Raw genomic sequence first — 17307 nt, 5'->3', positions numbered from 1 at the left:
GGTCCTTGTGACCGGCTTTTTGTTTTCAGGGCTGGGCATAAGAGCCACGTTCCACGTGAAACACTCGTTCCGATGCCGTTAGCATCAGGCTAATTCTGGAGCCGGGCTGTAGAGGCGAAGGCGATGGCCGTCAGGGTCCAGTGCCACGCAGGTGTAGCCGAACTCCATCCGGGTGGGGCGCTGCGCTATGGTCAAGCCGTCGGCCTGCCACTTGGCAAAGCAAGCATCGATACAGGCATCATCGGGCAGGGGGAAGGCCAGCTCCATGGCACCGGCTTCTTGAGTGACAGCCGGCTCGACTTGTTCTCTGGCCCAGAGTGCCAGTTTGGCGCCCGACTCGAACACGAACATGGCAAAACTGGGGCACTCTTCTACCGGTGCGCGCTGGAACAGTTCGCGGTAGAAGCGGGCGCTGTGAACCGGATTGGCGACATAGAGGATGCTGAATTGGGGGATATGCATGTGACACTCCTTGCTTGGGGGATGGCGCACTGCGCCGACCCCATCAGCATGGCCGCCCGGGGTGTCAGTTTCTGTCAGCAATGAATCCCGGTTGCGGGATCTGCTGGTTGGCCCGCCACTCCTTGAGCAGCAGGGCCGGGCTCCTGGGATAGGGGCTCGCCTCCAGCTGCAAATGGTCGATGCGATCGACCCGGAAATGACGAAAGTCCTGGCGTAGCTCACACCAGGCCATCAACACCCGCACCTTGTCGAAGTAGCCGAGGGCGAAGGGCCAGACGGTGCGCTCGGAGAGTGCCTCCTTCAGGTCGCGATAGCCGAGGGTCACCTTGCGCTGCTGGCGGATGGCGCTGCGCAACTGCGTCTCGTCCGTGCTCTCCGTGGTGCGGTAGGAGCCGATCAGTAGGGCATTGGCCTGGAGCTGCTGTCGATACTCGGCGGGCAGCACGGCTTCTATCTTGGCCAGCGCACTACGGGCGCCTGTGCTCAGGTCTCTGTCCGCATGCTCTGCCACCCATCGGGACCCCAGCACCAGGGCGTCCAGCTCCTCCTCACTGAACATCAGGGGTGGCAGCGTGAAACCGGGTCTCAGGACATAGCCGATGCCGGCTTCCCCTTCAATCTGTGCCCCCTGGGCTTGCAGAGTGGCGATATCTCGATAGAGGGTACGCAGGCTGATGCCCAGCTCTTGTGCGAGAGCCGTGCCAGTGATGGCGTAGCGATGACCACGCAGCTGCTGGAGCAGGGCGAGCAGGCGTTCGGAACGGGACATGGTGTGGCTCCTTGGGATCTGTGATGGCTCTCAACGGACGGATGACTCGGCGAGGGTGGCGTTACACTCTATCGCCGCGAAAGGTGCGGCGCCACTCGCTCGGAGACACCCCGAAGCGTGTGCGAAAGTGCTGGCGCAGGCTGGTGGCCGTCTTCAATCCCACCAGCTCGGCGATGCGCTCCATGGAGTGAGAGCTGGACTCCAGCAACTCCTGGCTGCGCCTGAGCCGCTCGGCCAGCAACCAGTCACCGACGGAGAGGCCGGTCGCCTGCTGGAAACGGCGGGTGAAGGTGCGCCGACTCATCAGGCAGTGTTCCGCCAGGTTGTCCAGGTTGTGGGGCTGCGCCAGATGGCCGCGCAGATGGTCCAGTAGCTGATTCATCCTGGCATCCCGGGTGGAGGAGGGTACCGGCTGCTCGATGAACTGGGCCTGGCCGCCTTCTCGATGGGGTGGCACCACCAGCCGCCTTGCCAGCTTGTTGGCGATCTGGCTGCCATGATGCTGGCGCACCAGGTAGAGGCAGCAATCCAGCCCGGCCGCCGTGCCAGCTGAGGTGATCAGCTTTTCATCGTCCACGTAGAGGGCATTGGTATCGAGCCGCACGCCGGGAAAGCGGTGCATGAAGTCCTGCTCGTACTCCCAGTGGGTGGAAGCTCTGCGCCCCTCCAGCAAGCCGGCGTAGGCCAGCACATAGGTGCCGAGGCAGAGCCCCACCACCTGGGCGCCTCTGTCATAAGCGGCCACCAGGGCATCGAGCAAGGGCTGGGCCGGGCGCTCCGCCGGATCCCGCCAGAAGGGAATTATGATGATATCCGCCTCGGCCAGGGCTTCGAGCCCATGAGGGGGATTAATGTAGAAGCCTTGTGAGGAGCCGGGCTGGTGGATTGCATCGCCGGCGCAGAGCCTGAGTTCAAACAGGGGCTGACCCGGCATCATCATGTCGCCGAAGATGAGGCAGGGCACGGCACAATGAAAAGGGCTGAACTGATCGAAGGTCACCACGGCGACTATCGGGATGGACATGATGATGGCTTCCTCTGCTCGTTGCACAAGGATGATAGTCTCTGGTCGCGTAAAGACGAAGGGCCATATGGTCCCATGGCCCGCTTGCTCACAGCTCCAGGATTTCGCCATCCTCCGGCACCCGCACCCGGTGATCCATGCCCTGTGCGCCTAGATAGCCACGCAACTCGCGCCGTGACAACAGGGCGTGATTGACGGCCTCCAGATGGCTGGCGATCAGGGTCGCCTGCGGGGCGGCCTGGTACACCGCCAGCACGTCCTCCTTGTTCATGATGATGGCGCCGAGCCCCGGAATATGGGCATCGCCACAGTTGAGTACGACCACCTCGGGTGTGTGGCGTCTCAGGCTTTGGGCCACCTGTTCGTTCCAGACCGTATCGCCGGCCAGGTAGAGAGTCTTCTCCGCGGGATGGGAGAAGACCACCCCACAGACCTCGCCCAGCCGCTCTCCCAGTGGTCCAGATGATCATGGGTCACTATCACGGCGTCCACCTCGAGCAGGGTCACCATGGGCAGCGGCAACTCGACCAGGGGGTTGCGCAAGTGGCTGTTGGCCATGCCTTCGAAGCCGGGATAGGCTCCCTTGGGGGCCAGCATGGGGTCGATCAGGAAGCGGATCCCGGCGTAGTGAATGAGCAGGGTGGCGTTGCGAACCTGGGTGATTTTCATGGCGTCCTCGGGTGCGGTGTGGGGATGTGCAACCAGTATGGCGCCGGGCGAGGCGAGCCATGAGTGGCCCGTGGGCCGATAATCATCGCAATCGGGCCAAATTGCATCTCGAGAGTGAACCGGGAAAAATTTTTTAAAAAATGCCCTTGAAAGCAAAAAGCTGACCCCTATATAGGTAACAAGGCCGGAACGCTCAATAGAGGTTTCGACCAGGCGCCCGTCCAAATGGAGGGCAAACAATCCGTTATCGCTCACAAGAGGGTAATACTATGCGTTCTATCGACTTCTCTCCGCTCTATCGTTCTGCCATCGGTTTCGATCGTCTGGCCAATCTCATCGAATCTGCGGCCAGCAATGGCAATGCCGGTTATCCCCCCTACAACATCGAGCAGCTGGGCGACAGCGACTACCGCATCAGCATGGCGGTGGCGGGCTTTACCCAGGAAGAGCTGGAGCTGAGCTTCCAGGAAAACCTGCTGACGGTGAAGGGGAGCAAGCAGGCCGAAAGCGATCGCAGCTATCTCTATCAGGGCATCGCCGAGCGGGGCTTCGAACGCCGCTTCCAGTTGGCCGACTATGTGCGAGTGAAAGGGGCTGACCTGAAAAATGGTTTGCTGCACATCGACCTGGTGCGTGAAGTGCCTGAGGCGATGAAGCCGCGCAAGATTGAAATCAACGGCTAACCCAGTACCTGACCACGCTTCCCGGGTGCCGATAATGGGCCTGAGAAGATAACAACCTGTTGCTTATTAGAAGGATAGGATTATGCGTAACTTCGATTTGTCTCATCTCTATTCCAATGCCGTCGGCTTCGAGCGGATGGCCCGTGAGCTGGAAGGCCTGCTCGATCAAAAGACAGTGGCTTATCCCCCTTACAACATCGAGAAGCGGGAGCAAGATGGCTACCGCATCACCCTGGCGGTGGCCGGCTTCGAACGTGAAGAGCTGGAGCTGGAGACCGAGAACGGTACCCTCAAGGTGAAGGGCCGCAAGGCACCAGCATCAGGGGAGCGTCAGTTCCTCCATCAGGGCATTGCCGAGCGTGACTTCGAGCTCGCCTTTAAGTTGAGCCAGCACGTTGAGGTACGAGATGCCCGACTGGAGCATGGCCTGCTGGTCATCGACCTGGCCCGTGAGCTGCCAGAGGCGCTCAAGCCCCGCGCCATTCCCATCGGACAAAACGAGTCCCTGGCACTGCCCAACTAAGTGCCGACAGAAAAAAGGCCTGCGATTGCAGGCCTTTTTGTTTTCTAGGGTTGGCTCAGTTGGCGTAGAGAGCGTTGATCTCCTCGGCCAGGATGGCGACACCACGGCGCACCAGCTCCTCACTCTGGGAGTAGTTGAGGCGGATGCACTCCTGGCTGTGGCGCCAGGCAGGATCATTAATGCCGGGGAAGAAGTAGTGGCCAGGCACGATCAGCAGGTTCTTCTCCTTCAGCCGCTCGTAGAGGGTCTGACTGTGGATCGGCAAGTCTTCAAACCAGAGCCAGAGGAAGAGCGCACCTTCCGGCTTGTGGATGTGGAAGCGGGGATCCGGGATCGCCTCGCGCAGTAGCTGCACCGCCAGCTCCGCCTTCTGTCGGTAGAACGGCTTCACCACCTGTTCGCTCAGGGTGATGATCTCGCCGCTCTCGATCATCGGAATGGTGAGAGCCGGGCCCAGACTGCCAGGGGCCAGATTGATGATGCCGCTCAGGTTGGCGATGGCCCGGATGATCTTCTCGTCGGCGATCACGATACCGCAGCGAGTGCCCGGCAAGCCCAGCTTGGAGAGGCTCATGCAGAGGATGGTGTTGGCGTTCCAGAATGGCTTGGCCTCGCTGAAGATGATGCCGGGGAAGGGCACGCCATAGGCATTGTCGAGTAGCAGCGGGATGCCCTTGTCACGAGCGATCTGATCCAGATGCTCGATCTCTTCATCGGTCAGCACGTTGCCGGTCGGGTTGGTCGGGCGGGAGACACAGATCACCCCGATGTCGTCACCGACCTCCAGGCTTTCGAAATCCACATGGTATTTGAACTGACCATCGGGCAACTTCTCGATGGTGGGCTTGTAGGCAACGAAGTGGTCGTCAGCGAGCGCCGAGTCGGCATAGCCGATGTACTCCGGGGCCAGGGGGAACAGCACCTTCTTCTTGCGGCCATCGGCAAACTCACCGGCCAGCAGATTGAACAGATAAAAGAAGGCATTCTGACTGCCGTTGGTCAGGGCGATGTTGAGGGCCGAGATGTCCCAGCCCAGTTCTCTGTTGAGCAGGGCGGCCAGCGCCTTGGTGAACCTGTCCTTGCCTTGCGGGCCATCGTAGTTGGCCATGGCTTTGACCAGTTCGCCATTGTCGAGCAGGTTTTTGGCTTCGGTTTGAAAGCGCTCCAGCATGGCGGGGATGGGGGCCGGATTGCCGCCACCCAGCATGATGGCGTCCGGATTGGTCAGCCCCTGATTAAGGTCATCCATGAGTTGGGTAATGCCGGCATGGCGAGTGAACTTCTCGCCGAACAAGGAAAATTCCATTCGGTGACGGATCCAGATTTGGTTGCGGGGATGTAGCACCATAGCTCAGTTTAAAAGCGGGTGTCGATCAAAAAAACCGGACGTTTCACGTGGAACATGGCCCTGATATCGGGAGGCTAATCGGGGATTTGAAAATTCCTAATCCGAAATGGATATATTTTACTCTTCATATCCGAATGATGATTAATTTAAATAAAATCATTGGCTTATAAAAATTCTGGAGACAGCCTGTTGTAACCCATCGAATGCCCGCAGGGTGTAGGCATCCGTAATGGCGGCTACCTTCCCCACGCGCTGGGAGTCTGTCCCGTGTGCTGCTTGAAGAAGCTGATGAAGGCGCTGTCGCTGGAGAATTCCAGTTGGCCAGCCACCTGGCTGATGGGGGTGGCGTCGGCCAGCAGTTCCATGGCGCGCAGCAATCGCCACTGCTGCCGCCAGGCCTGATAGTTCATACCGGTATCACGCAGGAAGATGCGGCCAATGGTCTTGTCACTGGCACCCACCCGTTCGGCCAGCTGGTTGAGCCGAGCGGGCAGGGCGTCACTGCGTTTTAGCTCCTGTAGCCAGGTCGTCAGACGTGGATCTGCCGGCAGCGGCAACTGCCAGGATTCCCGTGGCGATTGCGCCAATTCTTCCAAGAAGAGTGCCACCATGCTGAGCTGCTCCACCTCCGGCTTGTCCCATGGCCAGAACGCCATCCGCTCGATGATCTCCCGCAGCAAGGGGTTGACGGCGATGACCTGCACGCCGGCGGGCAGCTCGGGTCGTGGCCTGAAATAGAGGGAGCGGTAGGCGACGACTCCGCGCATCAGTACTCGATGGGGAACCCCCGCGGGTATCCAGGCAGCCCGACTGGGGGGAAGCAGGCAGACCCTGTTATCCAGCTCGATGCTCATACAGCCGGTCTGGGCGAACAATAGCTGGTGGCGTTGATGCTGGTGCAGGCCCGAGTCATGCCAGCCGAGATCGGAGGCGATGCCAAGCAGGCTACCCGTCAGTCGGTCGGGGTCAAAGGGGCTGTCGGGTAGAATAAAGGCCATTTGTCTGATTTCTGATGTTTATAGTCCAGCTTATTGTAATCAGACATCCTGCTTCTCTCTAGACTGGCAGCCTCTTATGAAGGAGGTTTGTCATGAACAACAAGTTGCCACCACTCTGGCTAGTGGTCGGGTTGATGATGTTTCCCCAGATAGTGGAGACCATCTATAGCCCGGTACTGACCCATATCGCCAGCCAGTTTCGGGTGAGTGACGGGCAGGCATCCCAGACTCTGTCGGTTTACTTTCTGGCGTTTGCGGTGGGGGTGGTCTGCTGGGGTCGACTCTGCGATCTCATCGGGCGGCGCCCGGCCATGTTGACCGGTCTGCTGACCTATGGGGTAGGCACCCTGCTGGCGCTGCTGGCCCATCAGTTCGAAACCTTGTTGCTGGCGCGGGTCATCTCGGCCTTTGGTGCCGCCGTGGGATCCGTGGTCACCCAGACCATGCTGCGTGACAGCTATCAGGGCAGTGATTTGGCACGTGTCTTCTCGGTGATGGGGGTTGCGCTCTCTCTCAGCCCGGTGCTGGGCTTGGTGAGTGGTGGCCTGCTGGCCGATCAATTTGGCTATCTCGGTGTATTCGGTGGCTTGATGCTATTGGCCATGGTATTGGGGCTGCTTGCCTGCTGGCGATTGCCGGAGACCCGCCCAGTGAGCACCACTCGAGTGGCCTTGTGGCCGCTGGTGCGGCGAATGGTGGGGGATGCTGGACTCTGGCGTAGTGCACTGCTGGTGGCCTTGTTCAACACCATGCTGTTTGGCTACTACAGCCTGGCGCCGTTCATCTTTGCCGGACTGGGTCTGACGACCCGCGAGTTCGGTTACTCCGGCCTGGTGCTGGCACTGGCGACGCTGATCGGCAGTCTGTTGAACAAGCGGTTGTTGGGTAAGGGATGGTTACCATCCTCGTTGATCCGGTTGGCGGTGTCGCTGGCGCTGGGTTCTGGCCTCGCCGTGTGGATGAGTCAGGCATCACTCTGGTTCTTGCTGCCCATGATGGGCACAGTGGTGGCCTTCGGTATCGCCATCCCCAATGTGCTCAGTCAGGCCTTGTTGGCTTACCGCGAGGTGGCGGGCAGTGCTGGCGCCCTGTTCGGGCTGGCTTACTACCTGCTGCTTAGCTTGGGGCTGGCCGTGGCGGCGGCGGTGCAGGACCTGGGTTTGCTGCTCTTTGGCTGTGGTCTGTTGGCGCTGCTGTGTGGCTACCGTCGTTCCACGTGAAACATCAACTGCCGATAAAACGGTAGCCGATGCCGGACTCGGTTTCGATCAGGTTGGGTTGCTGGGGATTATCGCCCAGCTTCTTGCGCAGGCTGGCGATGACGATACGCAGGTAGTGGGTATCTTCCTTGTGGCTTGGTCCCCAGATATCGTTGAGCAGCTGGGTCTGCAGTACCAGCTTGCCGGGGTGGCACACCAGCGCCTGCAACAGGGCGAACTCCTTGCGCGACAGGGGGATCTCCTCATCGTGCAGACTCACCCTGTGGCTGCTGGTATCCAGGCTCAGGCCACAGAGCGGGAAGTGGCGGCACTCGCCGCTGCTGACCCCGGCCCGTTGCCGCAGTAGCACGCGGATCCGCGCCATCATCTCCCCAATGCCAAACGGCTTGCTCATGTAGTCGTTGGCACCCGCATCCAGCAGCCGCACCTTCTCCTGCTCCGAATCCCGCGCCGACAACACCAGCACCGGATGTTGGTGATGTTCCCGAATGGCTTTCAATACCTGAATGCCGTCTCCGTCGGGCAGCCCCAGATCCAGGATCACCAGATCGGGGTTGAGGTGGCGATACTGCTCCAGCCCCTCATTGACGCCGACCGCCTCGCTGACCTGGTGGCCTTCGGCGATCAGACTGATGCGCAGAAAACGGCGGATCGCCGCTTCATCGTCAATGACCAGAATATGGGCCATCTAGCCTCCAGCCATGAATAGGGGAAGAGGGCGATGGATGGCCGCCTCAGTGGCATCATGACAAGCAATGTGATCCATCATATCTCCGGTGAGTTGAGGGCGAGTGGCAGGGAGATGCGCATGCAGGTACCGTTGCCGTTGGGGCCGGAAAATGCCCAGATGCGGCCGCCGTGCGCCTCTATCATAGCGCGAGAAATGGCGAGGCCAAGCCCGGTGCCGCGGCTGCCACAATCTCCGACCGGCTGGGTGTAGAACAGGTTGAAGATCTTGTCCCGATCGGATTCGGCGATGCCGACCCCGATGTCGATGATGTCGATGATCAGATCCGGCGTGGCCAGCATCACCTTGAACTCGATGGGAGTGCCGGCTGGCGAGTAGCGGGAGGCGTTGTCGAGGATGTTGACCAGCACCTGCTCGATCAGGGCACCGTGGACATAAAGTTCGGGGATCTGCTGATCGAAGTGAATGAGCAGCTTGTGCTGGCGCCATGAGGATTCCAGCCGCTTGCGCGCACTCTCCACCAGATCGGCCAGGCTGACCCAGTCACGTTTCAGCTGGAAGTCCGGCGAGCCGATGCGAGTCATGTCCAGCAGGTTTTGCACATAGCCGTGCAGGCGGCGGGCCTCGTCTTGTACCGAATGCAGCAGTTCGTTGCGATCCTCCGCACTTATCCGATCACCATATTCCAGCAGGGTGCTGCCGGCACCCATGATGGTGGCGAGCGGCGTCTTCAGATCGTGGGAAACCGAGGAGAGCAGGGCGGCGCGCATTCTGTCGGTCTCCGCCTGCAGTTGGCTATCGGCCAGCCGCTCGTTGAGATCGATCCGCGCCAGGGCGGCGCGGATATCGGTGAGCAGTGCCTGCAACTGATGCTCGGCGGAGGAGCTGAGCGGGTTGGCTAGTTTGATGCCAAGCACCAGCTCATCGGTGAGGTGATGGTACTGGGCCTCGGCGGCATTGAGAGTGGCCGTGTGGCCGCCGGCACTCTGCTTCTGGGCGAGGCACCAGTCGATAGCCGCCTTGTCAGTCTGGCCCGGCCCGTTGGGCGCATCGCCCGCCCGGTATTGGTAATCCTGATCGAGGGCAAACACGGGTTGGCCCAGCGCCAGCGAAATGGCCTGGGTGCCTTGCCTGAGCACCTCAACCGGGCTGCTGGCGGTGGCAAGCCCCTGACTCAGGGATAGCAGGGCATTGCCGAGTTGCTGGGTTTCGCGCAAGCCCACCAACTGTTGGCGCTGGCGTGACGCCAGCCGTCCGGCGGCCATGCCGACGATGAGCAGTACGAATAGGGTGAGCAGATCGCTGTGGTTGGCCACGTTCAGGGAGAAGTGAGGGGCGACAAACAGCAGGTTATGGGCCACGAAGCCCAGCACGGCCGCCAGGATGGCAGGAACCAGACTGGTGGAGAGTGCCGTGGCCAGCACCCCCAGCACGAACAACAATGGCAGCGAGGCGGGGGGCAGCCAGTGCGAGAGTCCCCAGGCGATGGCCGAGGTCGTGCCCATGATGAACAAGGCGAGCAAGCTCTGGCGGATATCCTTGGGGCCCGCGGGATACAGGCCGAGGCCAGGTTTGTGTTTCTCGGTATCCACCAGGGTGATCTCGAACCCCTGAGCTTGTTTGAGCAGGTGTTGCACCAGGGAACGACGCCAGGGTGACTTGTGGGGCTTGCCAAGCAAGAGTTGCGAGACTTGTTGCTGCTCGGCTGTTTCCAGCAGGGCATCGGCCACCGCCGGACTGGAGAGGGTCAACACCTTGGCGCCCAGCTGGGAGGCTAGCGCCAGCGCCTGCTCCAGTTCGGCCGAGCGCTGTCCCTGGCTGTCGATGTGCACCACCAGCCAGGGCAGCTGGCGACGCTGGGCGAAGCGATGACCATAACGCACCAGTAAGGCGCCGTGCTGCTCCCCGAGACAGACCATCAGCTTGCCCCGTAGGGGCAGCGTGGTCTTGCCCGCCGCTTGCCATTGCAGTTGCAGATCGCCTTCCACGTGGCTGGCGGCAGTCTGCATCGCCAGCTCGCGCAGGGCGGTCAGATTGTTGAGGGAGAAGAAGGATTGCAGGGCGGCCTTGGCCTGATGAGGCACATAGACCTTGCCCTCCTTGAGCCGCCCGAGCAGCTCCTTGGGGGGCAGGTCGATGAGCACCAGACTGTCGGCTTCCAGCAGCACCTGATCCGGCAGCGTCTCCTTGACCCTGACACCGGTCAGCTGCCACACCAGATCGTTGAGGCTCTCCAGGTGCTGCACGTTGAGGGTGGTGTAGACATCGATGCCTGCGCCGAGCAGCTCTTCCACATCCTGCCAGCGCTTCTCGTGACGGCTGCCGGGGGCATTGGTATGGGCCAGCTCGTCCACCACGGCGATGGCGGGTTTGCGCACGAGCAGGCCATCCAGATCCATCTCCTCCAGCCGTTGCTGGCGGTGGTAGTGCAGTTGCAGTGGCTGGAGGGGGAGTTTGTCGAGCAGGGCCAGAGTCTCCTGGCGGCCATGGGTTTCCACCACCCCGATCAGGATGTCGACCCCCTCTTTGGCCTGTTCACGCACGGCCTGCAGCATGGCGTAGGTCTTGCCTACGCCGGGGGCTGCGCCGAGAAAAACCTTCAGCTTGCCCTTGTGTTCTTCTTCCAGGCTGGCCAGCAAGGCGTCGGCCCTAACCTCATCACGCATCTTAGTCCCTATCGAGCAGCAGCCGGCTCGGCTCAAGAATGTGTATCACTGCCTGTATATCACCGAGTCAGCCTGGACTGTCATCGTGTTTCTCTGTCTCAGCCAAATAGAAGACCCGGCACAAGTTGCCGGGCCATCATCATCAGGCATCCTTGTCGAGCTGCAGGTTCAGCTCAAGGATGTTGACCACTTGCGGGCCAAGGATACCAGCTTGTGTAGCGGACTTGACCCGTTCCGTCAACGAGGCGGGATCCAGCCCCCGTTCCTTGGCTACTCTGTCCACCTGAGACAACACGGCATCCAGCGGCAGATGAGGGTCGAGCCCTGATGCCGAGCGGGTCAGCAGGGTGGGCGACGGGTTGGCGGCCTGAGCCTTGGCTTCAGTCTGGGCAAACTCGGCACGCAGCGGCGAACTCATGCCAAGGTTGCTGGCACCGCTACCTATGGTGGCGAAGTCGGTGGCTGAGGGGCGGGAGTGGAAGTATTCCGCCCGCTCGAATTTCTGCGCCAGCAGGGCGCTGCCGATCAGCTGCTGCTTGTTGTTGGTCAGCTGACTGCCGTTGGCCTGCCAGGGGAACAGCACCTGGGCCAGCCCGGTCACCGCCAGCGGATAGCCGACGCCCAGCAGCAGGGTCAGGGTCAGCAGGGTTCTAATCGCAATCATGATATGTCCTTAATTCCTGAGCGGAATTTATGGGATGCGGGCCAGGCCCGCACCCCGTAATGGTTACACCAGACCGAGGCCGGTGATGACCAGATCGATGAGCTTGATGCCGATAAAGGGCACCAGCAGACCGCCGACACCGTAGATCAGCAGGTTGCGGCGCAGCAGGCTGGCAGCGGATCCCTTCAGACTGACACCTCGCAGGGCCAGCGGTACCAGCGCCACTATGATCAGGGCGTTGAAGATGATGGCCGACAGGATGGCGCTCTGCGGGCTGCCTAGCTGCATCAGGTTCAGGGCGCCCAGTTGTGGGTAGGCTGCGATGAACAGGGCCGGCAAGATGGCGAAATACTTGGCCACGTCGTTGGCGATGGAGAAGGTAGTCAGGGCTCCACGGGTGACCAGCAACTGTTTGCCCACCAGTACCACATCCAGCAACTTGGTGGGGTTGGAGTCCAGATCCACCAGGTTGCCTGCTTCTTTTGCGGCCTGGGTACCTTCGTTCATGGCCAGCCCTACGTCGGCCTGGGCCAGTGCCGGGGCATCGTTGGCGCCGTCACCGCACATGGCCACCAGTCGGCCATCGGCCTGCTCCTGGCGGATGTAGGCCAGTTTCTTCTCCGGTGTCGCCTCGGCGATGAAGTCATCCACCCCGGCCTCGGCGGCGATGGCCGCCGCCGTCAGCGGGTTGTCCCCGGTGATCATCACGGTGCGGATCCCCATGTGGCGCAGGATCTGGAAGCGGGCCTTGATGCCGGGCTTGATGATGTCCTTGAGGTAGACCACCCCGAGCAGTTGCTCGTGGGTACAGACCAGCAGGGGGGTGCCACCCTGGCGGGCGATGTTATCGACCGCCTTCAGGATGATCTCGGGCACCGCCTTGCGATCGAGGGAGAGGTAGTTAAGAACCGCATCGACCGCCCCTTTGCGATATTGATGACCGTTGCGATCCAGTCCGCTCAATCGAGTCTCTGCGCTGAAGGGGATCAGCTTGTCGCTCTCCAGCTGGCTCGGCTTGGCCATGCTCTTGCCGGCCAGGGTCAGGATAGACTTGCCCTCCGGGGTGTTGTCACCCAGGGAGGCCAGCATGGCAGCCTGTGCCAGCAGGGAAGGATCCACCCCCGGTGCCGGGATCAGCTCGTCCGCCATGCGATTGCCGAAGGTGATGGTACCGGTCTTGTCCAGCAACAGCGTACGCACATCACCGGCGGCCTCCACGGCGCGGCCTGACTTGGCGATCACGTTCAGCTTCACCAATCTGTCCATGCCGGCGATACCGATGGCGGAGAGCAGACCGCCTATGGTCGTCGGGATCAGGGTGATGAAGAGCGCGATCAGGTAGAGCCTGGGGACCTGAGTGCCGTTGTAGTCGAGGAACCAGGGCAGGGTGGCCACCACCAGCAGGAAGATCAGGGTCAGACCCACCAGCAGGGCGTCGAGCGCCATCTCATTTGGCGTCTTTTGACGCTTGGCCCCTTCCACCAGCGCAATCATGCGATCCAGCGTGCTCTCACCCGGATTGTTGCTGACTTTGATCCAGATCTCGTCCGAGACGACGGTGGTGTTGCCGGTCACGCCGCTGCGATCGGTACCCGACTCGCGGATCACCGGGGCGGATTCCCCGGTGATGGCGGCTTCGTTGACCGAGGCGATGCCGGCGATGACTTCGCCATCCGCCGGGATCATCTCGCCGCTGCGTACCAGCACCATATCGCCCTTTAGCAGGCTGGTGGCGGGAACCCACTCACCCCGATCATCACGGGGATGGGTGACCTTGCGTGCCTTGAGCTGACTCATGCCCGCCTTCAGGCTATCGGCCCTTGCCTTGCCACGGCCTTCCGCCAGGGTCTCGGCAAAGTTCGCAAACCAAAGCGTCAGCCAGAGCCAGGCGGTCAACTGCCAGGCCAGGCTGGGCGCCACCCCGGACAGGGGCTGCCCCAGAAGGGACTCGACGGTCGCCATCACGGCGGCCAGCCAGAGGGTGAACAGTATGGGACTGCCAAACAGTGCCTTGGGGTTGAAGCGATAGAAGGCTTCAATCATGGCCTGTACGACCTGTGAACGATGTGACTTGGCCTTGACCTTGTCGGTACCGGTGGCCACTGAAATAGACTTGCTCATTAGAAAGCTCCCTGCATCAGGGTGAGATGTTCGGCTACCGGTCCCAGTGCCAGCACGGGCAAGAAGGAGAGGCCGCCTATCAGCAATACGGTAATGATCAGCAGGGTCACAAACAGCGGACCACTGACCGGGAAGTCACCTTCGCCGACATCCTGGCGCTGGGCGCGGGAGAGTTGGCCGGCGATGGCCAGTACCGGGATGATGTAGCCGAAGCGACCGAGCAGCATGGCCAAGCCGATGGCGATGCACTGCCAACTGTCGGCGGCGGCAAAGCCTGCGAAGGCGGAGCCGTTGTTGCCAGCGGCGGAGGCGTAGGCATAGATCAGGCGAGACAGGCCGTGCGGGCCGTCGTGACCTATCACGGCGCTGGCGTTTGGCATCAGCAGGGTTATCCCACCGATCACCAATACCCCGATCGGCATCACCAGCATGCTGGCGACCACCCATTTCATCTCTGTGATACCGAGACGCTTGCCCAGATAGGTGGGGGTGCGTCCTACCATCAGGCCGCACAGGAACACGGTCAGCAGCACGAACAGCATCATGCCGTAGATACCGGCGCCGACGCCGCCAAACACCACCTCACCCAGTAGCATGTTGATCATGCCGACCATGCCGCCGAGGGGGGTGAAGCTGTCATGCATGGCATTGACCGAGCCGTTGGAGGCCGAGGTCGTCGCCACTTCCCAGATGCTGGAGAGCACAGGGCCGAAGCGGCTCTCCTTGCCTTCCCAGTTACCAGTCTGTTGGGTGAGGTGGGCGAGGGCCGGGTCCGGTTGCAGCTCCTGATAGAGGGAGAGGCTGAGCCCGAGCACGAACAGCAGGGTCATGGCGGTGAGAATGGCTCGGCCGTGACCCTGATGCTTGACGTAGCGACCCAGGGTGCACACCAGGGCGGCGGGCAGGGTCAGCAGGGTGACCATTTCCAGCCAGTTGGTGAACGCGGTCGGGTTCTCGAACGGATGGGCCGAGTTGATGCCAAAGAAGCCACCGCCGTTGGAGCCGAGCTGCTTGATGGCGATCTGGGACGCGGCCGGGCCGAGCGGCAGCAGCTGCTCCTGACCTTCCAGGCTGTGGAACGGCAGGTAGGCAGACAGCGTCTGGGGCACACCCTGCCAGACCAGCAACAGCGCCATGATCAGTGCCATCGGCAACAGCACATAGAGGCAGAAACGCACCAGATCCTGCCAGAAGTTACCCAGATGGGTAGTCTGCTGGCGGGTGATACCGCGGAACAGGGCCACAGCCACGGCGGCGCCGGTACTGGCGGAGACGAAGTTCTGGGTGGTGAGTCCGACCATCTGGCTGAAGTAGGAGAGGCTGGCCTCACCGGAGTAAGCCTGCCAGTTGGTATTGGTCATGAAGCTGACCGCGGTGTTGAAGGCGAGCTCCCAGCTCAGTCCCGGCATATTCTGCGGGTTGAGCGGCAGCAGGCCTTGCGCCATCAGGATCAGGAACAACAGACCAAAGCCCGCACCGTTGAACGCGAGCAGGCTGACGGCGTAGGACTTCCAGTCTTGCTCCCGCCCATCGGTGCCACAGCAGGCCATGGTCGCTCGCTCGACGGGAGCAAGCCAACGGGTCTGTCCCTCGAATACGCGATACATATAACTGCCTAGCAGGGGTGCAGGCAGCAGAACCAGCAGCACGAAGGCGACTGGGTAGATGAGTTCTTGCCACATGATCTGGTCCCTCACTCATGACTGCGTGTGAGAGCACGCAGCAGATAGCCCAACAGGGCGAGGACCAGTAGCAGATATAGCCAATTCATATAAATTCCCTTGGTGTAATTGACACCACAAGGGTACGTAGAGTGGGCGTAAAGGCGCCATAAAGGGCCCTGTCGCGGACGTAAAATTGGCGTAAAAAGCGGAAAAATCAGTGACCTGAATGACAAGACCCGGCCTGAGCCGGGTCTTGTGAGTGGTGAGATATCTGCCCCCGGGCGATGCCATGGAACCGGCATCTCCCGGGGACTAGCGCAGGATATCTAGCGCTTCTGTGCGGGTGGGAGATGACAACGCCGTTGTCGCGTTGACCTTGGTACTCCTATTTCCTACCTCAACGCATGGTGACGAACTCTTCGGCACTGGTGGGATGGATGGCGACACAGTTATCGAAGTCTGCCTTGGTGGCACCCATCTTCATGGCCACACCGAACCCTTGCAGGATCTCGTCCATGGCAAAGCCGATGCCGTGCAGGCCGACCACCTTCTCCTCTGACCCGACGCAGACCAGCTTCATGCGAGTGGGCTGGCGATGCTGGGTCAGGGCCGAATACATGGCGGTGAACTGGCTACGGTAGACCTTCACCTGGCTCTCGCCATACTCGGCGACGGCCTCCGGCTCGGTCAGGCCTATGGTGCCGATGGGGGGGTGGCTGAACACCACGGTCGGTACCAGATCGTAGTTGAGGTGCTCGTTCGGCTTGTTGTTGAACAGCCGCTCGGAGAGGCGGCGACCGGCGGCGACGGCGACCGGGGTGAGCTGGATGCGGCCGGTGTTGTCACCCACCGCATAGATGTTGTCGACCTGGGTGTTCTGGAACTTGTCGGTCGGGATATAGCCCTTGGCATCCAGCTCGATGCCGGTGGCAGAGAGATTCAGCTTGTCGGTGGCCGGGGCGCGGCCGATGGCCCAGATCAGGCAATCCACCGTGAGGTGACGACCATCTTCGAGCTGCAGGGTCAGGCTGCCATCGGCGTTCTTGATCACCGCCTTGGGGATGGCATGGGTGTGCAGTTTCGGACCTTCGGCGGCCATGATCTCCACCAGGGTCTCCTGGATCATGGGATCGAAGCTACGTAGCGGACCCTGCTTGCGCACCACCAAGTGGGTCTCTGAGCCCAGCGCTTGCATCACCCCGGCGATCTCTACCGCGATATAGCCGGCGCCCACTACCGCGACCCGCTTGGGTTGCTCCTGCAACGCGAAGAAACCGTCGGAGTCGATGCCGAGCTCAGCGCCGGGGATGTTGGGCACTTCCGGGTGACCGCCGGTGGCGATCAGAATGTGGGAGGCAGTGTACTGCTCGCCATCGACCTCGATCGTGTTGCTGCTGACGAAGCGGGCGAAGCCCTTGATGACGGTGATCTGGTTCTTGCCCAGCACATTTTCATAGGACTGGTGAATGCGGCTGATGTAAGCCTGGCGGGACTCGACCAGCTTGGCCCAGCTGAAGTGGTTGAGCGTGGTATCGAAGCCGTAGTCGGCCCCATATCTGAGGGCATCGGCGATTTGGCCGGCATACCACATGGCCTTCTTGGGAACACAACCGACGTTGACGCAGGTGCCACCCAACGCCTTGGCTTCGATCAGGGCGACTTTCTTGCCATACATGGCGGCCCGGTTGGCCGAGGCGATGCCGCCACTGCCGCCACCGATGGCGATATAGTCAAAGTGCTGTGCCATTGCGAGGTTCTCCACTCGTTAAAAAAGCTATCACAGCATGATGGGGATAAAGCGTCGAACT

Annotated in this window: 15 protein-coding genes and 1 pseudogene; 3 read left to right on the top strand and 13 right to left on the bottom strand. The window is 61.2% G+C overall.

All coding sequences use genetic code 11. The annotated features are described in order from the left end of the window. Positions 1-84: 84 nt before the first annotated feature. The 5 genes and pseudogenes from BN1137_RS08690 to BN1137_RS23155 form a co-directional block, all read right to left on the bottom strand. A complete protein-coding gene (locus BN1137_RS08690) occupies positions 85-462 on the bottom strand; it encodes a VOC family protein (protein WP_050718224.1) in 378 nt (125 codons plus the stop codon). Between the two features lie 64 nt (positions 463-526). Next, positions 527-1231, bottom strand: coding sequence for a helix-turn-helix transcriptional regulator (locus BN1137_RS08685; RefSeq protein ID WP_050718223.1), 705 nt, complete (start codon positions 1229-1231; stop codon positions 527-529). 61 nt (positions 1232-1292) lie between these two features. Beyond that, a complete protein-coding gene (locus BN1137_RS08680) occupies positions 1293-2255 on the bottom strand; it encodes a GlxA family transcriptional regulator (RefSeq protein ID WP_050718222.1) in 963 nt (320 codons plus the stop codon). Between the two features lie 88 nt (positions 2256-2343). Further along, complete coding sequence (locus BN1137_RS23160) at positions 2344-2613, bottom strand: hypothetical protein (protein WP_408605538.1); 270 nt, start codon at positions 2611-2613, stop codon at positions 2344-2346. 92 nt (positions 2614-2705) lie between these two features. Continuing rightward, positions 2706-2924: pseudogene (locus BN1137_RS23155) on the bottom strand (MBL fold metallo-hydrolase); the annotation flags it as partial. A gap of 269 nt (positions 2925-3193) precedes the next feature. Here BN1137_RS23155 and BN1137_RS08670 point away from each other — a divergent pair. Both BN1137_RS08670 and BN1137_RS08665 read left to right on the top strand, forming a co-directional pair. After that, positions 3194-3607: an Hsp20 family protein gene (locus tag BN1137_RS08670; RefSeq protein WP_050718221.1), complete on the top strand. Its 414-nt coding sequence runs from the start codon at positions 3194-3196 to the stop codon at positions 3605-3607. Between the two features lie 82 nt (positions 3608-3689). Next, positions 3690-4130 carry an Hsp20 family protein gene (locus BN1137_RS08665; protein WP_050718220.1) on the top strand — a complete coding sequence of 147 codons (441 nt, stop codon included), beginning with the start codon at positions 3690-3692 and terminating at the stop codon, positions 4128-4130. Positions 4131-4185: 55 nt separating this feature from the next. Here the strand turns inward: BN1137_RS08665 and BN1137_RS08660 are convergent, their stop codons facing one another. Further along, positions 4186-5436, bottom strand: coding sequence for a valine--pyruvate transaminase (locus tag BN1137_RS08660; RefSeq protein WP_050718219.1), 1251 nt, complete (start codon positions 5434-5436; stop codon positions 4186-4188). Positions 5437-5714: 278 nt separating this feature from the next. Continuing rightward, complete coding sequence (locus tag BN1137_RS08655) at positions 5715-6476, bottom strand: AraC family transcriptional regulator (protein ID WP_050718218.1); 762 nt, start codon at positions 6474-6476, stop codon at positions 5715-5717. A gap of 92 nt (positions 6477-6568) precedes the next feature. Between BN1137_RS08655 and BN1137_RS08650 the strand changes: the two genes are divergently transcribed. Next, positions 6569-7696 carry a multidrug effflux MFS transporter gene (locus BN1137_RS08650; protein WP_050718217.1) on the top strand — a complete coding sequence of 376 codons (1128 nt, stop codon included), beginning with the start codon at positions 6569-6571 and terminating at the stop codon, positions 7694-7696. A gap of 4 nt (positions 7697-7700) precedes the next feature. Here BN1137_RS08650 and BN1137_RS08645 read toward each other — a convergent pair whose 3' ends face one another. From BN1137_RS08645 to gorA, 6 genes are all read right to left on the bottom strand, one after another. Beyond that, entirely contained in the window at positions 7701-8384 is a 684-nt protein-coding gene (locus BN1137_RS08645; RefSeq protein ID WP_050718216.1) for a response regulator, read from the bottom strand. Between the two features lie 77 nt (positions 8385-8461). After that, complete coding sequence (locus BN1137_RS08640) at positions 8462-11050, bottom strand: sensor histidine kinase (RefSeq protein WP_050718215.1); 2589 nt, start codon at positions 11048-11050, stop codon at positions 8462-8464. Positions 11051-11192: 142 nt separating this feature from the next. Further along, a complete protein-coding gene (locus tag BN1137_RS08635; RefSeq protein ID WP_050718214.1) occupies positions 11193-11714 on the bottom strand; it encodes a potassium-transporting ATPase subunit C in 522 nt (173 codons plus the stop codon). A 63-nt stretch (positions 11715-11777) separates the two neighbouring features. Then, positions 11778-13835 (bottom strand): potassium-transporting ATPase subunit KdpB, encoded by a 2058-nt coding sequence (gene kdpB, locus BN1137_RS08630; RefSeq protein WP_050718213.1) that lies wholly within the window; start codon positions 13833-13835, stop codon positions 11778-11780. Then, complete coding sequence (gene kdpA / locus BN1137_RS08625; RefSeq protein WP_050718212.1) at positions 13835-15517, bottom strand: potassium-transporting ATPase subunit KdpA; 1683 nt, start codon at positions 15515-15517, stop codon at positions 13835-13837. The genes kdpB and kdpA overlap by 1 nt, the downstream gene beginning before the upstream one ends. A 379-nt stretch (positions 15518-15896) precedes the next feature. Then, complete coding sequence (gene gorA / locus BN1137_RS08620) at positions 15897-17246, bottom strand: glutathione-disulfide reductase (RefSeq protein WP_050718211.1); 1350 nt, start codon at positions 17244-17246, stop codon at positions 15897-15899. Between the last annotated feature and the right edge of the window lie 61 nt (positions 17247-17307).

Source organism: Aeromonas tecta, from assembly GCF_000820185.1.
In the GTDB taxonomy this organism is placed as follows: domain Bacteria; phylum Pseudomonadota; class Gammaproteobacteria; order Enterobacterales; family Aeromonadaceae; genus Aeromonas; species Aeromonas tecta.
Note: the sequence above shows the minus strand (reverse complement) of the source record. Positions and strands in the feature narration are given on the sequence as shown.